This is a genomic window from Methanomethylovorans sp. PtaU1.Bin093 (assembly GCF_002067275.1).
Classification (GTDB): domain Archaea; phylum Halobacteriota; class Methanosarcinia; order Methanosarcinales; family Methanosarcinaceae; genus Methanomethylovorans.
The window spans coordinates 1-16,954 of sequence record NZ_MVQX01000065.1 but is presented as its reverse complement, the minus strand read 5'-3'; the positions used below and the strand labels follow the sequence as shown (position 1 = coordinate 16,954).

General features: G+C 45.4%; 18 protein-coding genes. 15 read left to right on the top strand and 3 right to left on the bottom strand.

The window, feature by feature from the left end; all coding sequences use genetic code 11:
- From A4E24_RS07820 to ahbC, 6 genes are all read left to right on the top strand, one after another.
- Window positions 1-217, top strand: a 217-nt coding sequence (locus A4E24_RS07820; protein ID WP_292352722.1) for a helix-hairpin-helix domain-containing protein, incomplete at its 5' end; no start/stop codon positions are given.
- 25 nt (window positions 218-242) lie between these two features.
- Entirely contained in the window at window positions 243-1,529 is a 1,287-nt protein-coding gene (gene hisD / locus A4E24_RS07815; protein ID WP_292352725.1) for a histidinol dehydrogenase, read from the top strand.
- Between the two features lie 96 nt (window positions 1,530-1,625).
- Entirely contained in the window at window positions 1,626-2,027 is a 402-nt protein-coding gene (locus A4E24_RS07810; protein ID WP_292352721.1) for a DUF1699 family protein, read from the top strand.
- A 145-nt stretch (window positions 2,028-2,172) separates the two neighbouring features.
- A complete protein-coding gene (gene cobA / locus A4E24_RS07805) occupies window positions 2,173-2,937 on the top strand; it encodes a uroporphyrinogen-III C-methyltransferase (RefSeq protein ID WP_292352724.1) in 765 nt (254 codons plus the stop codon).
- A 5-nt stretch (window positions 2,938-2,942) separates the two neighbouring features.
- Complete coding sequence (locus A4E24_RS07800) at window positions 2,943-3,746, top strand: uroporphyrinogen-III synthase (protein ID WP_292352720.1); 804 nt, start codon at window positions 2,943-2,945, stop codon at window positions 3,744-3,746.
- A 115-nt stretch (window positions 3,747-3,861) separates the two neighbouring features.
- Entirely contained in the window at window positions 3,862-5,064 is a 1,203-nt protein-coding gene (gene ahbC / locus A4E24_RS07795; RefSeq protein WP_292352719.1) for a 12,18-didecarboxysiroheme deacetylase, read from the top strand.
- 206 nt (window positions 5,065-5,270) lie between these two features.
- Here the strand turns inward: ahbC and A4E24_RS07790 are convergent, their stop codons facing one another.
- Together A4E24_RS07790 and A4E24_RS07785 are read right to left on the bottom strand one after the other, a co-directional pair.
- Window positions 5,271-5,621 carry a class II SORL domain-containing protein gene (locus A4E24_RS07790; protein WP_292352718.1) on the bottom strand — a complete coding sequence of 117 codons (351 nt, stop codon included), beginning with the start codon at window positions 5,619-5,621 and terminating at the stop codon, window positions 5,271-5,273.
- Window positions 5,622-5,731: 110 nt separating this feature from the next.
- Window positions 5,732-6,082, bottom strand: a complete 351-nt coding sequence (locus tag A4E24_RS07785; protein WP_292352717.1) for a DsrE family protein — start codon at window positions 6,080-6,082, stop codon at window positions 5,732-5,734.
- A gap of 203 nt (window positions 6,083-6,285) precedes the next feature.
- Between A4E24_RS07785 and A4E24_RS07780 the strand changes: the two genes are divergently transcribed.
- From A4E24_RS07780 to cobT, 9 genes are all read left to right on the top strand, one after another.
- On the top strand, window positions 6,286-8,886 hold the full coding sequence (locus tag A4E24_RS07780; RefSeq protein ID WP_292352716.1) for a valine--tRNA ligase: 2,601 nt from the start codon (window positions 6,286-6,288) through the stop codon (window positions 8,884-8,886).
- 90 nt (window positions 8,887-8,976) lie between these two features.
- The gene (locus A4E24_RS07775; RefSeq protein WP_292352715.1) at window positions 8,977-9,462 is read left to right on the top strand and encodes an RNA-binding protein; all 486 of its coding nucleotides are present in this window, start codon (window positions 8,977-8,979) and stop codon (window positions 9,460-9,462) included.
- 128 nt (window positions 9,463-9,590) lie between these two features.
- The gene (gene sepF / locus A4E24_RS07770; RefSeq protein WP_214044843.1) at window positions 9,591-9,971 is read left to right on the top strand and encodes a cell division protein SepF; all 381 of its coding nucleotides are present in this window, start codon (window positions 9,591-9,593) and stop codon (window positions 9,969-9,971) included.
- Complete coding sequence (locus A4E24_RS07765; RefSeq protein WP_292352714.1) at window positions 9,968-10,603, top strand: ZPR1 zinc finger domain-containing protein; 636 nt, start codon at window positions 9,968-9,970, stop codon at window positions 10,601-10,603. The genes sepF and A4E24_RS07765 overlap by 4 nt, the downstream gene beginning before the upstream one ends.
- A 72-nt stretch (window positions 10,604-10,675) precedes the next feature.
- Entirely contained in the window at window positions 10,676-11,401 is a 726-nt protein-coding gene (locus A4E24_RS07760) for a redoxin domain-containing protein (protein ID WP_292352723.1), read from the top strand.
- A gap of 102 nt (window positions 11,402-11,503) precedes the next feature.
- Window positions 11,504-12,310, top strand: coding sequence for a hypothetical protein (locus tag A4E24_RS07755; RefSeq protein ID WP_292352713.1), 807 nt, complete (start codon window positions 11,504-11,506; stop codon window positions 12,308-12,310).
- Window positions 12,311-12,322: 12 nt separating this feature from the next.
- A complete protein-coding gene (locus tag A4E24_RS07750; protein WP_292352712.1) occupies window positions 12,323-13,225 on the top strand; it encodes a hypothetical protein in 903 nt (300 codons plus the stop codon).
- A gap of 129 nt (window positions 13,226-13,354) precedes the next feature.
- Window positions 13,355-14,791, top strand: coding sequence for a proline--tRNA ligase (gene proS / locus A4E24_RS07745; RefSeq protein WP_292352711.1), 1,437 nt, complete (start codon window positions 13,355-13,357; stop codon window positions 14,789-14,791).
- A 40-nt stretch (window positions 14,792-14,831) separates the two neighbouring features.
- Window positions 14,832-15,896, top strand: a complete 1,065-nt coding sequence (cobT, locus tag A4E24_RS07740) for a nicotinate mononucleotide-dependent phosphoribosyltransferase CobT (protein WP_292352710.1) — start codon at window positions 14,832-14,834, stop codon at window positions 15,894-15,896.
- Window positions 15,897-16,040: 144 nt separating this feature from the next.
- Here cobT and A4E24_RS07735 read toward each other — a convergent pair whose 3' ends face one another.
- The gene (locus A4E24_RS07735; protein WP_292352709.1) at window positions 16,041-16,619 is read right to left on the bottom strand and encodes a tyrosine-type recombinase/integrase; all 579 of its coding nucleotides are present in this window, start codon (window positions 16,617-16,619) and stop codon (window positions 16,041-16,043) included.
- Window positions 16,620-16,954 lie beyond the last annotated feature (335 nt).

The window sequence follows — 16,954 nt, the reverse complement described above, 5'->3', positions numbered from 1 at the left end:
CAAGTTGTATGATGCCGGTCTTACGTCAGTGGAAGCATTGAAGAGCGCTGGTGTTGAAAGAATAGCTAAATTGATAGGGCCAAAGACAGCAGAAAAAATAATGAACAATATTGGAGGTCCACACTCGGCGGGGGGAAAAATTGGAACCGTCTCTGAGGAAATAGTATACAGGCCCATGGAAAGGCAACAGAGGACCTTCAATGATTTTGAGGATTAGACCATAGATTATAAGGAGATGTATGATGCTTTACGGAAAATTATCAGAGCTTCCTGAAAAGGAAATACGGGTTCTCATAGAACGCGGAGGAGAACTCGCAAGTGTAAGTGATACGGTTTCATCTATCCTTGCGGATGTGCGTATAGAGGGCGACATGGCCCTCAGGAAATATACACAGCGTTTTGACGGTGCAAAGATCGATGCCATCGAGGTATCCCGGGAAGAGATCGAAAAAGCATACAATGCCACAGATAAGGAACTTATAAAGCACCTTGAAATAGCTGCAAACAATATCCGCAAATTCCATGAGGCACAGATGCCTGAAAAGATGTGGTTCATGCAGCTGGCTCCGGGGATCGAGCTGGGACAGAAGATCACTGCCCTTGCCAGCGTAGGTGCTTACGTGCCCGGCGGCAGGGCTTCATATCCCTCCACCGCACTTATGACGGTAGTACCTGCAAAGGTCGCAGGTGTAAGGAACGTTATAATGTGTACGCCTCCGGGCCCTGATGGAAAGGTCAATTCCCTTACACTGGCAGCAGCAAAAGTAGCAGGTGCGGATCATGTGTACCGCGTGGGAGGTGTACAGGCCATCGCTGCCATGGCTTTTGGCACTGCCAGCGTGATGAAGGTAGATAAGATAGTGGGTCCGGGAAACGTGTATGTGACGGCAGCCAAGATGCAAATAAGGGATGTGGCAGAGATAGATTTCCCCGCAGGACCCAGCGAGGTGCTGATAATTGCTGATGAGTCTGCGCATCCTTCAATGGTCGCAGCGGATATGATAGCCCAGGCAGAGCACGACCCTCATGCTGTATCCGTCCTGGTAACGACTTCGGAGAAGCTGGCCTCAGGAGTTAAAGAAGAAGTGCTGAAACAGGCACAAAGCACTGCGCGAGGAGAGATAGTAAGTTCATCACTGAAGAATGCAGCCATACTGATAGCTGGCTCCATTGAACAGTGCATAGACATCTCAAACAGCTTCGCTCCTGAACATCTGGAGATAATGACGAAGAACGACGATATGGTACTAGAGAGGATAGAGCACGCAGGTTCCATCTTTGTGGGCAACTACGCTCCCGTTCCTGTCGGTGATTATGCATCCGGTACGAATCACGTATTACCCACTGCCGGCTATGCCAGAATGTACTCTGGCCTCAATATAATGCATTTCCTGAAAGTTTCCAGCATCCAACGTATTAGTAAGGAAGGACTTGCAACTGTTCGGGATACAGTAATATCCCTTGCTGAGAAGGAAGGGTTGCAGGCACATGCCGATGCTGTCCGTATCCGCTTTTCAAGTTCTGAATAATATAGTATCAGTTTCAATCGACAATTATTTAATAGGTGAAATGCATAATTTGTTTAATAAGTTCTTTTTGGAATTAAACTGGCGGGGGGGCCACCTATGAAAATAAGAGTTGTAAGTTCCAGAGAAGAGATAAATGAGCTGAATCCGAATGAGAAAGTGATACACCTCGCTTTCCGCCCGTCGAACAAGGACATATTCAGCCTTGTACAGACCTGCACCAAAGTAGAGGTCATCCAGATACCAAGCTCTTACAGGAGAACAGTTTCCAAGTCCATAGAGATGTTCCTGCAAATGCAGAATATCAAACTGGTGGAAGGAGATGTGTGGGGACACAGGAAAGATATCAACGAGTATTTCAGCATATCACCTGCAATTATGGACAAAATAAAGGAAATGAAGGCTGAAGGCAGATCTGATTCCGATATAGCCGATAAGATCGAAAGGGAAGGGAAACTTAACAGGGAAATGATATTCTACATACTTGGAAAGCAGAAGTAGACCCATCATTGGGTTGATCACCTTTTATACTGTTCCCGATCTGTGGGATCGTTTGTCTTTTAAAAGACATTTATATGGCATCCCAACGATGCCTATAAATAACTTTATCACTTCATCTTTTGAAAACACGATAGGTTTTGCGATAATGACAGATAACCATGGAAAAGTATATCTGGTGGGTTCGGGCCCCGGTGACCCGGAACTGCTTACTCTGAAGGCTAGAAGGCTTATTGATGATGCAGATGTGGTCATATACGACCAGCTTCCGGGCGAAGCGATACTTTCTTCAATTCCTCAAAAAGCCCAGAAGATAGATGCAGGAAAATATGCAGGCGATCACACGCTATCCCAGGACAGGATCAACGAGCTGATAGTAGAGAAGGCAAAGGAAGGTAAAGTGGTGGTACGCCTCAAAGGCGGGGATCCTTATGTCTTCGGAAGAGGAGGAGAGGAAGCCCAGGAGTTGATAAAGGCAGGAATTGGCTTTGAGATCGTGCCCGGCATAACATCTGCTATATCTGCGCCTGCTTATGCAGGTATTCCCGTAACACATAGGGATCATGCCTCTATGGTCACTTTTATAACTGGTCATGAAGACCCCACCAAGGAGGAAAGCGGACTGGACTGGGAAACACTTGCAAAGTTCCCTGGCACCATTGTGATCCTCATGGGTGTGAAGATGCTGGAACGCAATGTCAACGAACTTATGAGGTGCGGTAAAGATCCGTCCACCCCAATAGCACTGATAGAGAGGGGAACCCGTCCTGACCAGAGAGTGACAGTCGGTACTCTTGAGAACATTGTTGCCCTTAAGAACGAAAGGAAGGTAAAAGCGCCTGCTATAACTATAATCGGTGATGTGGTCAAATTGCACGATGAACTTGGAGAGCAGGTACTTGAAAGGAGCTAATGGATATGGCTGACGAAAAAAAACCCGTTCTGGCCATTATGCGGCCATCTGTATACAAGGAAGAATCCGTGAAGCTTGCACTATCCATGGGATTTGATGTCATGGCCGTTCCCATGATAGAGCTTGCAGGAATGCAGGATTCTGCATTCAAGCCTTTCTTTGAGCACATAACAAAAAAAGAATCTGACTACGTGATATTCACCAGTGCCAATGGACTTGACTTCACACTACAGAAGATACCTTACGTTATGCGTGATATGTTCATAGAGGCTTTGAACCGCACAAATGTCATAGCTATAGGTCCTACCACAAAGAAAGCTCTGGAAGAGAAAGGTATCAAGGTCATGGGCATGCCGGGAGTGTACAGTTCAAAGGGTCTTATAGAATATCTTTGCAAGGATGTCAAGGGTAAGAACGTAGACATGGCCCGCAGCGTCTTTGGCTCAACTGTGCTTACCGAGGGACTTACCCGCTGTGGCGCAAATGTGCTGGAAACAAAAGTGTATAGCCTCTTTAGGCCGGATGGCGAGGAGCAAAAGGACCTGATAAGGTCTGCTCTGGCAGGCAAGATCACAGCTTTTGCCTTTACCAGTTCCATGATGGTGCATAATTTCTTTGAGGTGGCCAAAGAACTCGAATCTGGAGATGACATCGTGCAGGTGCTCAATGTGTCCATCGTGGCAGCTATTGGCCTGCCTACCGCAGAAACATTACGTGGCTACAATGTGAATGTTTCCGTGATCCCTGAAGAGTATACGTTCGAAGAGATACTGAAGAAGATCAGGGACATGCTTTCTGCATGCTCCTGAAAAACCTATTTATATGATTTTTTTCTTTTTCTCATGCAAATTTCGGACGAACATAGAAATGGCCTGAAGGCTAGATTTGTTTACCTGACCCTACTTATTAAGCGGAACGATTATCATGATAGGTATTTCAAAACTATATTGTGGGACTGTGGAACCATCAGATGCTCTAAGATACGGCAGGGATTCTAAAAAACTCCCGTCCCATCTTTTGCAGTTCTCCATCGACAAAAAACCTGTTGTCGTCTGGAATGTGACCAGACGCTGCAACCTCAAATGTGTACACTGTTATGCACATTCCAGAGATATTGATTACAAGAACGAACTGACCACAGAGGAAGGTAAGGCACTCATAGATGACCTTGCTGATTTTGGCTCCCCTGTGGTCCTATTCTCAGGAGGGGAACCCCTCATGCGCAAAGACCTGCCTGAGCTGGCTGCATATGCCAGGTCCAAAGGTAGAAGAGCGGTGATATCCACTAACGGGACACTCATCGACAAAGAAATGGCAAAGAAATTAAAGGAGATAGGCCTGTCTTATGTGGGCATCTCACTTGATGGCATGAGGGAAACGAATGATAAGTTCAGAGGATGCCCAGGCGCTTTTGATGCTGCCCTTGAAGGACTGCGCAACTGCAGGGCTGAAGGTATCAAGGTCGGGCTAAGGTTCACCATCAATAAGCACAATGTGCAGGATATTACTGCCATATTCGATCTGATCGAAAAAGAGAACATACCCCGTATATGCTTCTATCATCTGGTATATGCAGGCAGGGGTTCGGATATGGTAGAAGAAGACCTTAGCCTTGAAGAGAGCCGGGAAGTAGTTGACATGATAATGGAAAGGACCCGGCAGTTACATGATAAGGGATTACCTGTGGAAGTGCTCACCGTTGATAATCACTGTGATGGGCCATATATCTATCTGAAGCTCCTTAAAGAAGATCCAGAAAGAGCTGCAGAAGTATATTCTCTGCTGCAGATGAACCAGGGAAATTCCACAGGCATAGGCATAGGTTGTGTCTCATGGGATGGCTCGGTACATCCTGACCAGTTCTGGAGGCATTACACTTTCGGAAATATACGAGAAAGAAAGTTCAGCGAGATCTGGAGAGATACAACCGATGAGCTGATGGCAGGCCTTAAGGACCGCAAGCCTCTGATAAGACAACATGCAGATAGGTGTGCAAGGTGCAAATGGCTGGAAGTATGCAATGCTAATTTCAGGGTCAGGGCCGAAGCTGTGCACAACAATGTATGGGCCGATGACCCGGCCTGCTACCTCACTGAAGAGGAGATAGGCTATTCAAGGACAGATTGAAATGCCACTTTTAACTTTGCATAGAGGCAAAGATATATTCTACAAAGAGGGCTGCCAGTATAACAGCTAATACTAAGACTATTAACGTTTTTAAGAACATTGCAAACAAAGGTATCACCTGTCTGCTTATTTTTCCTCTACAGTTAGTGTGGACAGGTATATAAAGAGTATGACCTCCGAAAAGGCCATAAGAACAGAAGATCAAGTTAGACTTCGATACAGTTCTGCCATACACCATGGATATTGCAGTATTCGAGAGCACAGAAGGCCTTGAAATTGTCAATGTTGTTAACATGGAAACTGGCTATTGGCTGTGTGTGCACAGGCTCGAAGTCCATCCTTCCAAAGTCAATGGTCTTCCCATCCTTTGTGATACCGTAAAGCTCCACCCATTCAATATGATGTTCCACTGTATTGGGATGAGGCACTTCCTTTCCCACAACGACCCTTACAAAATCAGCACCTGTTGATCCATGACCCCTTATGACCTCAATGACCGGGACATGTTTCTCTTTACCTTCTACCTCTTTTCCTTTCAGTACTTCTCCGAATTGCATTATTTCACCTCTTTTAATAACGTTGTTCTTTATTCTGCTCTGTCCTCGTCTGCCGGTAGCGTGGACACACGTACAGAAAAGGCCTTGTTAAGTATGAAAGATCTATCAGTTCAAACTACGATGATCTCATATCCTTCCTCTACATACCTTGCCATGCTCGGATGTCCGAACATTTCATCGCACAGATGAAGACCCTGTTCTTTGGCGCTTTCAAGGCTATCCATCTTCTGGGCACACGCCCTGCAAACACAATCCATGACCCCTGCCTTCTTAACTTTCATGTAAAGGCTGGAAAATGGCTTTGTAGGATCTATAAGATCAGATATGTTCCTGGTAGCAGAACCTTCGATGATCAGTTTTACGTCATGTCCCCTTTCTTTCATGTCTATCGCATTCATCAGTGCGTGAGCAAAGCACATAGGCTCACCATTGAAAGCAAAGATAGCTATTTTCTTGCCCATATAGTCTCCTCCGATACAGCGCAATGGCAACCCCTGATGGAATTGAGCAGATTGATATAAAGGATTTACGGTATTCCTTATCCTGACATCAGGAATAAAGTATATTATTCGCACGCTGCATCAACCAGATATATTTAAATAATGAAAAACCCACTGTTACGGATACTACACAATCACTACATCATATTTATCGGAGAGTTGCAATGACGGTTCCAAAGGAATATATCCCTCATGAGGTCGAGCCAAAGTGGAAGGAAGCATGGGACATGTCCATGTACCATTTCGACTGGGAAGATCATAATAGACCACAGTTCATCATCGACACACCTCCGCCTTACCCTACCGGTAATTTCCATATAGGGAACGCTCTGAACTGGTGTTACATAGATTTTGTTGCCCGTTACAAGCGTATGTGCGGATACAATGTGATGTTCCCACAGGGATGGGACTGCCATGGACTTCCCACCGAAGTAAAGGTGGAGGACATACATAATATCACAAAGAACCAGGTGCCCAGGGAAGAGTTCAGGAGAATGTGCCGTGAACTGACGACCAGCAACATTACAAAAATGCGCAATACAATGATGAACTTGGGTTTCTCCGTGGACTGGAGCAATGAGTTCATCACTATGGAACCTGCGTACTACTCCAAGACCCAGCGCTCTTTCCGCAGGATGTATGACATGGGCAGGATCTACCAGTCCGAGCATCCTGTGAACTGGTGCCCGAGATGTGAAACTGCCATCGCCTTTGCTGAAGTGGAATACGAAGGCAGGAGCACGCAGCTTAATTTCCTTGATTTTGACAAATTAAAGATAGCCACCACCCGGCCTGAACTGCTGGCAGCATGTGTGGCTGTTGCGATCAACCCTGAAGATGCACGCTACAACGCTCATATAGGAAGCAAGGTAAAAGTACCACTTTTCGGACATGAGGTCCCCGTAATAGGCGATATTGTTGTTGATCCTGCGTTTGGTACGGGTGTCGTGATGATCTGTACCTTCGGTGACAAGCAGGATGTACGCTGGTGGGTGGAACATAAACTTCCCCTGCGCAAGGCCATTGATAAGAACGGCCGTATGACAAAGATAGCAGGCAAGTATGCGGGCATGACGATCCCGGAATGTAAGGAAGCTGTCATAGCAGATCTGAAAGCAGAAGGCTACCTGTATGAGCAAAAGGAACTCGAACAGAATGTGGGAATGTGCTGGAGGTGTGACACACCCATAGAGATCCTGTCTGAAAAGCAGTGGTTCGTTAAGATAGATACCAATGATGTCAAAAAGGCTGCCGATGAGATCAACTGGACACCTGAGCACATGAAGGTCAGGCTCGAGAACTGGCTGGGTACCATGGAATGGGACTGGTGTATTTCCAGGCAGCGCATATTTGCAACTCCTATACCTGTATGGTATTGTAAAGAATGTGGGGAGGTAATGGTGGCAAAGGAAGAATGGATGCCCATTGACCCCACCCAGCAGTCTCCGAAAGAACCATGCAGCAAATGCGGCAGCACTGATTTCGAGCCAGAGGAAGATGTCCTTGATACATGGATGGATTCTTCCATAACAGTCCAGCATGTGACCGGCTGGCTCACTGAACATAAAAGCAGGTTACCTGCCCAATTGAGACCACAGGGTCACGATATCATCAGGACATGGGCCTTTTATACGATCCTTAGGTCCATGGCACTTGCAGGCAAGCGCCCTTGGGATTCTATACTCGTGAATGGCATGGTCCTGGGTGAGGATGGCCACAAGATGAGCAAGTCCCTGGGCAATATAATCTCTCCTGAAGAGGTAATTAAAGATTATAGTGCCGATTCTTTCAGACAATGGGCAGCCATAGGAGGAGCTCCTGGTTCGGATGTAATGTTCCGCTGGAAAGATGTAGTAGCTGCATCACGCTTTTTTTCCAAGATGTGGAGCATCTACAGGTTCTCTGTTTCCCACTTCAATGACCTAGATACATCCTACGTACCTGAGGCAGAAGAACTTCACATTGTTGACAGATGGCTGTTAGACAAGTTGCACGAGCTGATAACTACAGCAACTGCGAACATGGATGCCTATCAGTTCGATGAGGCTTTCAAAGCTATCAGGGGTTTTGCCTGGGACGTAGTGGCCGATAATTACATTGAACTTGTCAAGTCCCGCCTGTATGGCACCAATGCAACGGACAGAAAAGCAGCACAATATGCACTATACGTAACAATAGAGGCACTTGCAAAATTACTTGCTCCGTTTGCACCCTTCTTTGCAGAGGAGATGTATTCGAGACTTGGGACCGGGAGCGTACATATGCGATCCTGGCCAAAGGCGGATGCCTCCTGGAAGGACGAAGAGGCCGGTAAAGCCGGAGAACTTGTTAAAGAGATCGTGAGCAGTGTAAGGAGATATAAATCCGAGCATGGTATTGCCCTTAATGCTCCTTTGAAGAAACTTGAGATATATGGAGCTCTCACAGACGTCATTGACATAACCGGTGCAACGAACACACCAGTAGAAATGATGGCTGGCAACCCTGACTTTGAGCACGTGCCAGTGAATATCAAGCCTAACATGGGAGTCATCGGCCCCAAATTCAAAGGCCAGGCAAAGACTATAATAGATGCTTTATCGGAAGCTAACCCGAAAAAGCTGGTTAATGAGATGGAACAGAATGGGAAAATCAGCCTTCATACCAAGAGTGGCATTATAGAGCTGGGACCTGAAAGCGTGGAGGTCGAAAAAGAAGCGATCTCTGCGGGCAGAGCTGTAGATGTGCTGGATGTAAGGGGCATCCCTGTTGTGATCATCAGATGAAAATGGGAACAAATGCTCCCCTTTTCGTAATCTTTAATTGTGCTGATGCACTATGATACTAATCACTGGAAAAAGTAACCAGGTGGTCTATTGAAGATCCGAGGAAGGATACAACTAAGGAAATCTGCCAAGAATAAGCTGCTTGATGATCTCAGGGCCATATATGGCGACACAGTGGTAGAGAATATCGCATCGTATAAGTTCGAGCATGCTGATGCGGGTGACACTTCTGTGGTCCTCATAGACGGGAAAGTGCTTTTATTTGCAGTTGACGATATTTTTTTCCCGACAGTGCGAGGTGTCATGGAACTCGGAATAGAGAAGAACGTGGTAGTAGTGGATTCTGGTGCCGTGCGCTTTGTAGTGAACGGCGCAGACATTATGAGTCCTGGCATTGTCCGTGCAGATGAGAACATCCTTGAAGGTGATCCTGTGATCGTGAAAGAAGAAAAATATGGCAAGCCTCTTGCCATTGGCAAAGCACTTGTTCCCGGAAAGGCCATGGTTTCAGATTCGGGGAAAGCTGTGAAGTCCTTGCATCATGTGGGTGATGAGATATGGAATATCGAATTGTGAGTTTACGGGCATAATCATTAAAATATATGGATGTTCTTATAAATAATGAAGGTGCTAAAGCAGTAGGAGATCAACTGGATCAGTCCGATAATTAAATGAATACTTTAATTTGATAAAGGGTGCATGTTATGGCAAAGTTAATGGATAAATTTTTTGGAGCAACTAAAAGATCGTCTACCGGCGAAGATGAGTTCACTGAGCTTGATCTGAGCAAATATGAAGAAGTAACAGGAGAAGAGCCTGCAGAAACATATGTGAGAGTGGCAGAACTTACAAACCTGAATGATCTGACATTGCTCAAGAAGGAAGTGTATGAGGGCAATATCCTGATGATCGATATATCCACTATCAAGAACGATAAACTTATGCTGGACAGGGCTCTGAAGGATCTGAAAGATGTTGTCATAGATGTCCATGGGGATATAGCCGGGCTTAAAGAAGACCAGGTGCTGGTAACCCCTACAGGGATAAAGATCGATCGTTCGAAGATAGTTGGTGGAAGATATTGACCATTGACAGTCCACAGGCAGCATTCGTTACCCGTACGCAGTGTCCTCTCTGCCACAAAGAGATCATAATGAACTGGGAGAGAGATGAGATCCCATATTTTGGGGATGTCATGTACATTACGGCGTGCTGTGACTGTAGTTTTCGTTTCACTGACACAATGATCCTGTCCCAGAAAGAACCTGTCCGATACGAACTTGTCATTGAAGGACCTGAAGACCTTTATGCTAAGGTCGTGCGCTCTACTTCAGGAACGATAAAAGTGCCTGAGCTTGGAATAGTTGTGGAGCCCGGTTCTATCTCCGAATCATACATAACAAATATCGAAGGTGTGCTTGACAGGATACTGGGAGTTGTGATCAGTGCAACGAAATGGGTATCAGATGAGCCGGAAAAATATGAACGCGGCCTTCAGTTACAGGAAATGATACACGAAGCTGTAGATGGCAAAAGGAAACTTACCGTAATTATAGAGGATCCTTTGGGCAACAGTGCCATAGTATCCGAAAAAGCTGTATCATGCAAGCTTACTCCTGAACAGGCACGTATGCTGAAAACAGGTATGATAGTTTTCGATGCAGAGAGTTCAGAGATCGAAATCGACGGTTATAACGAACATACGATAGGTAATTAACTGATCTGATCGCTGTCTTTTGAAAAGTAAATGGAGATGAATATGGAAGCTGAAAGAAATGAAAGGGTTACAATGCCACTTATAGGCGATACGGCACCGGGCTTCCAGGCAAGGACTACAAAAGGAAGGATCAACTTCCCTGAAGATTACAAGGGTAAATGGGTCATACTGTTCAGTCATCCCGCAGACTTTACTCCTGTATGCACTACCGAATTTATTAAGTGTGCAACAATGCAGGAGGGGTTCAGGCAACTTAATACTGAACTTATTGGTCTTTCCGTGGATAGCCTGTACTCTCATATATCATGGCTTGCAGCTATCAAAGAAAAGGTAGAGTACAAAGGTTTTAAAGGTATAGATATCGATTTTCCCATAATTGAAGATCTGAACATGGAAATAGCACGCAAGTATGGCATGATCCATCCCCGCGCATCTTATACCCAGGAAGAGGTCCTTGACAAATTTGAGGCGACCGGTGGCTCTTTCCAGTTCATGGAATCCAGTACTGAGACCGTAAGGGCAGTATTTATCATCGACCCAAAGGGTAGGATCAGGGCAATGCTATATTACCCTTTCACCAACGGCAGGAACATGGAAGAGATCAAGCGCCTGCTTGTAGCGATGCAGGTTTCTGACAAACATAATGTACAAACTCCTGAGAACTGGCATCCCGGAGAAGATGTCATCCTCCCAAACCCTGTGTCATGGGATAAGGCAAAGGAAAGGCTTCAGAAGGGCGAGGATGGCACAAGATGCGGAGATTGGTTCCTCTGTATGAAAAAAGATCCTGAAAAATGAGGACTTATTTCAGCACTTGATTTTTTTAAACTTCTGTAAAATATATAAATGAATACCGCATCTTATTTATACTGAGGAGGAGTATAATTATTATGTGGTATTATGAGAACAAATACAAAAGGTATCTTACTACTTGTATTGGTTATATCGATCCTGAGTTCAGGATGTGCATCTCAGACTAAATCTTCTGAGCCGGTAAGTCCAGAGGATGTGTTTGTAACGGTGGCTCCTGTTGCTATTAAGGAGTATCAGGAACAATCAATTGCAGTTACTGTTGAGAACAACGCTACGCAGCCTATAGATTCAGTATCAGTCGACTCCTTTGACCCTCTTTCGGTAATATACTCAAGTAGCTTGAACATTCCGGGAAAGACTGACAAAACCACCAAATCATCAATTGATGCAATGGTTAAAGCACCTGGATTTAAGACGGATACAACAGATTCTTCTGTTACAGTAAGCTATGTTTCAGGTTCTGATGAGAATGGAGCGCCTGTGCTAAGCACTAAATCAGCCCCTGTTCAGATAACCATACTTCCTGATGCAAAGCTGCAATTCCTTGGTTTTGTAAAGAATATGAGTACGCTGAGGGATTCAACTGTACAAAAATGGGAACTGAAGAAAGGAGAGAACGCTACCATCAGTTTCTCTGTCAAGAACAATGGTCAGTCCACTATAGATGCTAATTCTCTGATAGTAATGTTTGAAGCTGAGAATGAGCTTATGGCAGGAAATACTTCCCTTGACATAACACAGGCTATGGCAAAGAATGGTTCATCATACACAAAGGGAGTTGTGTTGCCTGTTAAAGAGGATGCACCCAACGGAGAAACAGCAGTGAATGTCAAGCTTATGATGGGCGATTATGTCCTGGATGAGCAAACTCTGACACTGGTAGTAAAGTTATAAGGTGGGGAGAACATGAGATCCTCACTTGCCTTCTTTTTTCTGCTTTCGATCATCCTGTTCCTTTTCCCAAGTGGTTGTGTGGAAAAGGCAAAGGTGACTGAACTGTATATCAGTAATGTAGATGTTATGTCTATTCCACAGGATGTGGGATCAAAGCTAACTGTTACAGTATATGTATCGAACCAGCAGAATAAGGATACTGGAACACTTTCGATCAAAGTGAAAGCAAGAGACCCTCAAACAAACCTGGTGGTTGCCGAACAGAGTAAGGACATCGGTTACATCAAAGCTAAATCCCAGGCAACTGCCAGTGTTTCATTTGAAGTCCCCAAATCAGGACAACAAGCAATAGAGGTGGAACTTTTCGAAGATTCCGTGGTTGTTAATGAGTACAGCACTTATGTGGAAGTCATTCCCCAGGCCGATGAAAACGTGCCTTCCAGTGTGGTACTCACAGACATGGTGATAGAGATGCAACAGGTCACCAACTATGGAAAGGATGCTGTAGTGGATATTTCCCCCGGGCTATATAATCCGGGCGGCGACTCTGATGCAATAACTATTAAGGTTTCAGCAGCTGTTGATCCGTACACTGTTTTCACTGGAACTGACAACATAGGAAGCATCAAAGCCGGTGAAAGGATGAGGGGCACCACGCGCATGACCTTGCCTCTTGACAAAGTATATACTTTCAATGTTCAACTTGTGGAGAACGGAGTGGTTATTGCAGACGAAGATGCCATGGGTTCTGTCACACTCAAAGAGATGAAACTTAAGCAGCCTGTGACGTATGATCTTGTAGAAGCCACAGCACCTATAGAAGAACCTGGGGCACCAGGATTCAGTGCTCTGTATTCAATAGTAGCAGTTGTTTTCGCTGTATCCCTCATGGGAAGAAGAGTACGCAGAAACTGAACAAGAGATGAATGCATTTAAGCATTCTTTCTTTTTTTCTGCCAGTACTTAAAGTAACTATCCTAAGAAGGAAATGCCTATAAGCAATGCATCTGTTTATACCTGCAGATCAAGACAGCAGGTGACCTGATGACAGAAAAGGAGAAAGAAGCAACCCTTCCTGCGAAGAAGGATTTTAGTGAATGGTATAATGAACTCTTACAGGTAGCTGAAATAATGGACGTGCGCTATCCTGTAAAGGGCCTGTATGTATGGTACCCATTTGGTTTTACTATCAGGAAAAACGTATACAATATAATAAGGGAACTATTGGACAGGGACCATATGGAAACAATGTTCCCGCTTCTTATCCCAGAACATGAGTTCATGAAAGAGGCTGAACATATAAAGGGCTTTGAGGATGAAGTGTACTGGGTCACCCACGGAGGCACTTCTCCTCTGGATGTGAAACTTGCCCTGCGGCCGACCAGCGAGACTGCTATTTATCCGATGTACAAATTATGGGTGCGTTCCCATGCTGATCTGCCTTTGAAATTGTACCAGGTAGTCAACACCTTCAGGTATGAAACAAAACATACCCGTCCCCTGATAAGGCTAAGAGAGATCACTTCCTTCAAAGAGGCGCACACTGTACATGCCACCTGGGAGGAAGCTGCTGAACAGGTAGATGAGGCCATAAGGATATATACAGAGTTCTATAAGAGACTGGCGGTGCCTGTGCTTGCTTCTAAACGTCCGGACTGGGATAAATTCCCGGGAGCCGATTATACCATAGCCGTTGATGCATTGATGCCTGACGGTAAGACCTTACAGGTGGGTACAGCCCACCATCTTGGCGACAACTTTGCCAGAACCTTTGACATAAAGTATGAGAACCCGGCAGGAGAACAGGTATATGTACACCAGACATGCTATGGCGTTTCAGAGCGTTCTATAGCTGCACTGATATCCATACACGGTGATGATAAGGGACTTGTATTACCCCCTGAAGTGGCTCCCATACAGGTGGTGATCATACCGATAGTGTTCAAGGACTCATCTGATGTGATCCATGCATGTGAGAAAGTACAGCAGCTTCTGCAGGATGCAGGGATCCGCGTGAAAATAGACCTCAGTGACGATCGTCCTGGGGCTAAATATTACAGATGGGAGATGAAAGGTGTGCCCCTGAGACTTGAAATAGGTCCCCGTGATCTCAAGAATGGTGTTGCTGTGCTTGTGCGCAGGGATACTGGGGAAAAAAGACAGGCACCTCTGGAAAACATAAGCCATGAAACACAAGAGACACTAGAGGTCATTCAGTCCGCCCTCTTTGAGAAAGCGGTCGCAGATGTGCAGGCACGTATATTTACCTGCTCTTCTCTTGAAGATGTCAAAGAGAAATTGCCTGAAGGTATCGCACTCCTTCCCTGGTGTGGCGATAAGGCATGTGGCTTGCAGATAGAAGAGAAGATCGGTGCAGGTATTCTGGGTATACCCACCGGACAGGAAGAGGGCCATAAAGGACAGTGCCCCGTCTGTGGCAAAGATGCAAGTGTAAAGGTTTATGTAGCAAGGAAATATTGATTCCTGCGACATACTTTTTCCTGAAAAAGAGGGTGTACTCATGGAAGGATTATCACTAGAAAATATGAAAATGCCGGAAAGACCATTGTTCCTGTGCGTGTTGGCAAATACTGAAACGGCCTACATAGAAGGCCTCTCAGCTGCCGGTAAGACAGCAAAACTTACAGACTATACACCACCTGGCGATGCCGAGGTCCTTGAGACCGGCATGGTGGTGGACATACCAATTCTGCCCATGACACCGCCTTATGACACACCTACGCCTGCGCTTATTACCCGGGTAGCACTGGATATGACCGGTGTGCCACACATGCTCGTTAATGCAGGATTGAAGATCCTGCCTGCTAAAACAGTGCCTCTTGTAGACATTGGAGGTTCACCCGGAAAAGATATACGTGAACCAATAGCCGTTCCTGATGCCCAGGGTATCTTTGAGCGTGGTCTCAGCCTGGGCAGGGAGCTAAAGGACAAATATGACTTTGTCATGATCGGTGAGAGCATACCTGCAGGCACCACTACTGCCAATGCGGTGCTGGCTGCCCTTGGTTATGATGGGAATGTCAGCAGCAGTGCATCCACCAACCCTCTTGGACTTAAGAAAGAGGTTGTTAAGGATGCACTGGCTTCTTCCGGGATAAAACCGGGGGACCTACGTAACGATCCCATGGAAGCGATCAGATGCGTGGGTGATCCTATGATGGCAGCAGTGGCGGGGATAGCCACAGGGCTTGAAGATATACCAGTGGTCCTTGCAGGTGGCACTCAGATGGCAGCGGTGTTTGCAGTGATCAAACATCTTGGATATGGGACCGATAATATTACCATTGTAACAACTTGCTATGTGATGAATGACACTTCAGCTCACTTTGCTGCGATCGCAGACAAGCTGAGTGCAAAAGCATATGCCACAGATCCCGGTTTTGGCCATTCACGCCTGCAGGGACTGAGACAATACGAGGCAGGGTTCGTAAAAGAAGGAGTAGGTGCAGGTGGAGCCATATACCTCGCACAGATGTTTGGTATCTCTGCCGAAAAGCTGAGAGCTGAGATAGAAATGCTCTGTGAGAAACTCTCAGAGTATGGCGATATTGAGAGGGTAAAGTAAGGATACAGAAATAAAAAAGGAGATTTATGTGGATCGGGTACATCCACATTCCTTACAATAGTAAACAACATTTGAGCCGATCACCTGCTTTTTCTTAGGAAGTTGAAAATGACCACCTATAAAAAGAGGAAGTAGATAGCGTTTTTAGCACAAAACGCCAACATTATCATTTATTCCTTTCAGCTTCCTTTGAAGGTCTCCCACAGATAACCTCAGATAATTCATTGTTGTTGATAAATTCTGATGCCTCAGCAACCTTGATACATCAGCAACATCAATTCCGGCATTTAGCAGGTTTGTGGCTCGGCTTCGCCTGAAAGTATGGGTTCCTATGGTCTTGTTAATTCCCGCTCTTCCTGCGATGTTGTTGAGCGTTCTGTAGACCTGTGACCTATGCATACTCTTTCCCATATTGGATTGTATCACGAAGTCCTTGCTCTTCCTCTTCTCATGCTCACAATACCTGAGTACCTTCCTCAGTACTTTCACATCACAAGGAACTACATCAAGCTCTGTGACATCCCAACCTTTACCGCCTCTGATTGTGATAGTTTCGTTTTTAATATCAAGGTCTGCTACCCTTAGATTAAGCATCTCTGACACACGCAGAGCCGGAGCATACAGCAAAAGTATGATTATCTCATCCCGCTCTGAGAGCGTAGGTACTGAAAGCATTTGCTGTATCTCTTCAAAAGTTAAGAATTCCTTTGCATATTTTGTCATAGTTTGAAAGTGCAACACTTGGTATTTAAATGTGACTGGCTCATTTACAACTAGTATCAAGTATGTCTATTGCTATCGATTACTACTCTTGGAAATACCCACAAAATACCAAAATACAACAATCTCTATCTTTTGTTGTGTCCATGCCAATAGACTCATATCTCCTCTCAAAAACAACATCAATCGCATTTATGGTCGTACACACAAAAGAACGTGTCAATTTCCCCTGCAATTCTCATTCCATACATTCCTACCCTTAGACTGAGAAGTCTCGTCCTGATGCATCTATGGAGTTCCTACCACCTTTTATGGGTTAGTGCCTTCCACATTGAGTC

Excerpts from the sequence above, each read along its gene's own strand:
- A4E24_RS07790 (WP_292352718.1), bottom strand. The coding sequence starts at position 5,621 with ATGCAATTCGGAGAAGTACTGAAAGGAAAAGAGGTAGAAGGTAAAGAG.
- A4E24_RS07735 (WP_292352709.1), bottom strand. The coding sequence starts at position 16,619 with ATGACAAAATATGCAAAGGAATTCTTAACTTTTGAAGAGATACAGCAA.
- A4E24_RS07800 (WP_292352720.1), top strand. The coding sequence starts at position 2,943 with ATGGCTGACGAAAAAAAACCCGTTCTGGCCATTATGCGGCCATCTGTA.
- cobA (WP_292352724.1), top strand. The coding sequence starts at position 2,173 with ATGACAGATAACCATGGAAAAGTATATCTGGTGGGTTCGGGCCCCGGT.
- A4E24_RS07760 (WP_292352723.1), top strand. The coding sequence starts at position 10,676 with ATGCCACTTATAGGCGATACGGCACCGGGCTTCCAGGCAAGGACTACA.
- sepF (WP_214044843.1), top strand. The coding sequence starts at position 9,591 with ATGGCAAAGTTAATGGATAAATTTTTTGGAGCAACTAAAAGATCGTCT.
- A4E24_RS07810 (WP_292352721.1), top strand. The coding sequence starts at position 1,626 with ATGAAAATAAGAGTTGTAAGTTCCAGAGAAGAGATAAATGAGCTGAAT.
- hisD (WP_292352725.1), top strand. The coding sequence starts at position 243 with ATGCTTTACGGAAAATTATCAGAGCTTCCTGAAAAGGAAATACGGGTT.
- cobT (WP_292352710.1), top strand. The coding sequence starts at position 14,832 with ATGGAAGGATTATCACTAGAAAATATGAAAATGCCGGAAAGACCATTG.
- A4E24_RS07785 (WP_292352717.1), bottom strand. The coding sequence starts at position 6,082 with ATGGGCAAGAAAATAGCTATCTTTGCTTTCAATGGTGAGCCTATGTGC.
- A4E24_RS07780 (WP_292352716.1), top strand. The coding sequence starts at position 6,286 with ATGACGGTTCCAAAGGAATATATCCCTCATGAGGTCGAGCCAAAGTGG.
- A4E24_RS07750 (WP_292352712.1), top strand. The coding sequence starts at position 12,323 with ATGAGATCCTCACTTGCCTTCTTTTTTCTGCTTTCGATCATCCTGTTC.
- A4E24_RS07755 (WP_292352713.1), top strand. The coding sequence starts at position 11,504 with ATGAGAACAAATACAAAAGGTATCTTACTACTTGTATTGGTTATATCG.
- proS (WP_292352711.1), top strand. The coding sequence starts at position 13,355 with ATGACAGAAAAGGAGAAAGAAGCAACCCTTCCTGCGAAGAAGGATTTT.
- ahbC (WP_292352719.1), top strand. The coding sequence starts at position 3,862 with ATGATAGGTATTTCAAAACTATATTGTGGGACTGTGGAACCATCAGAT.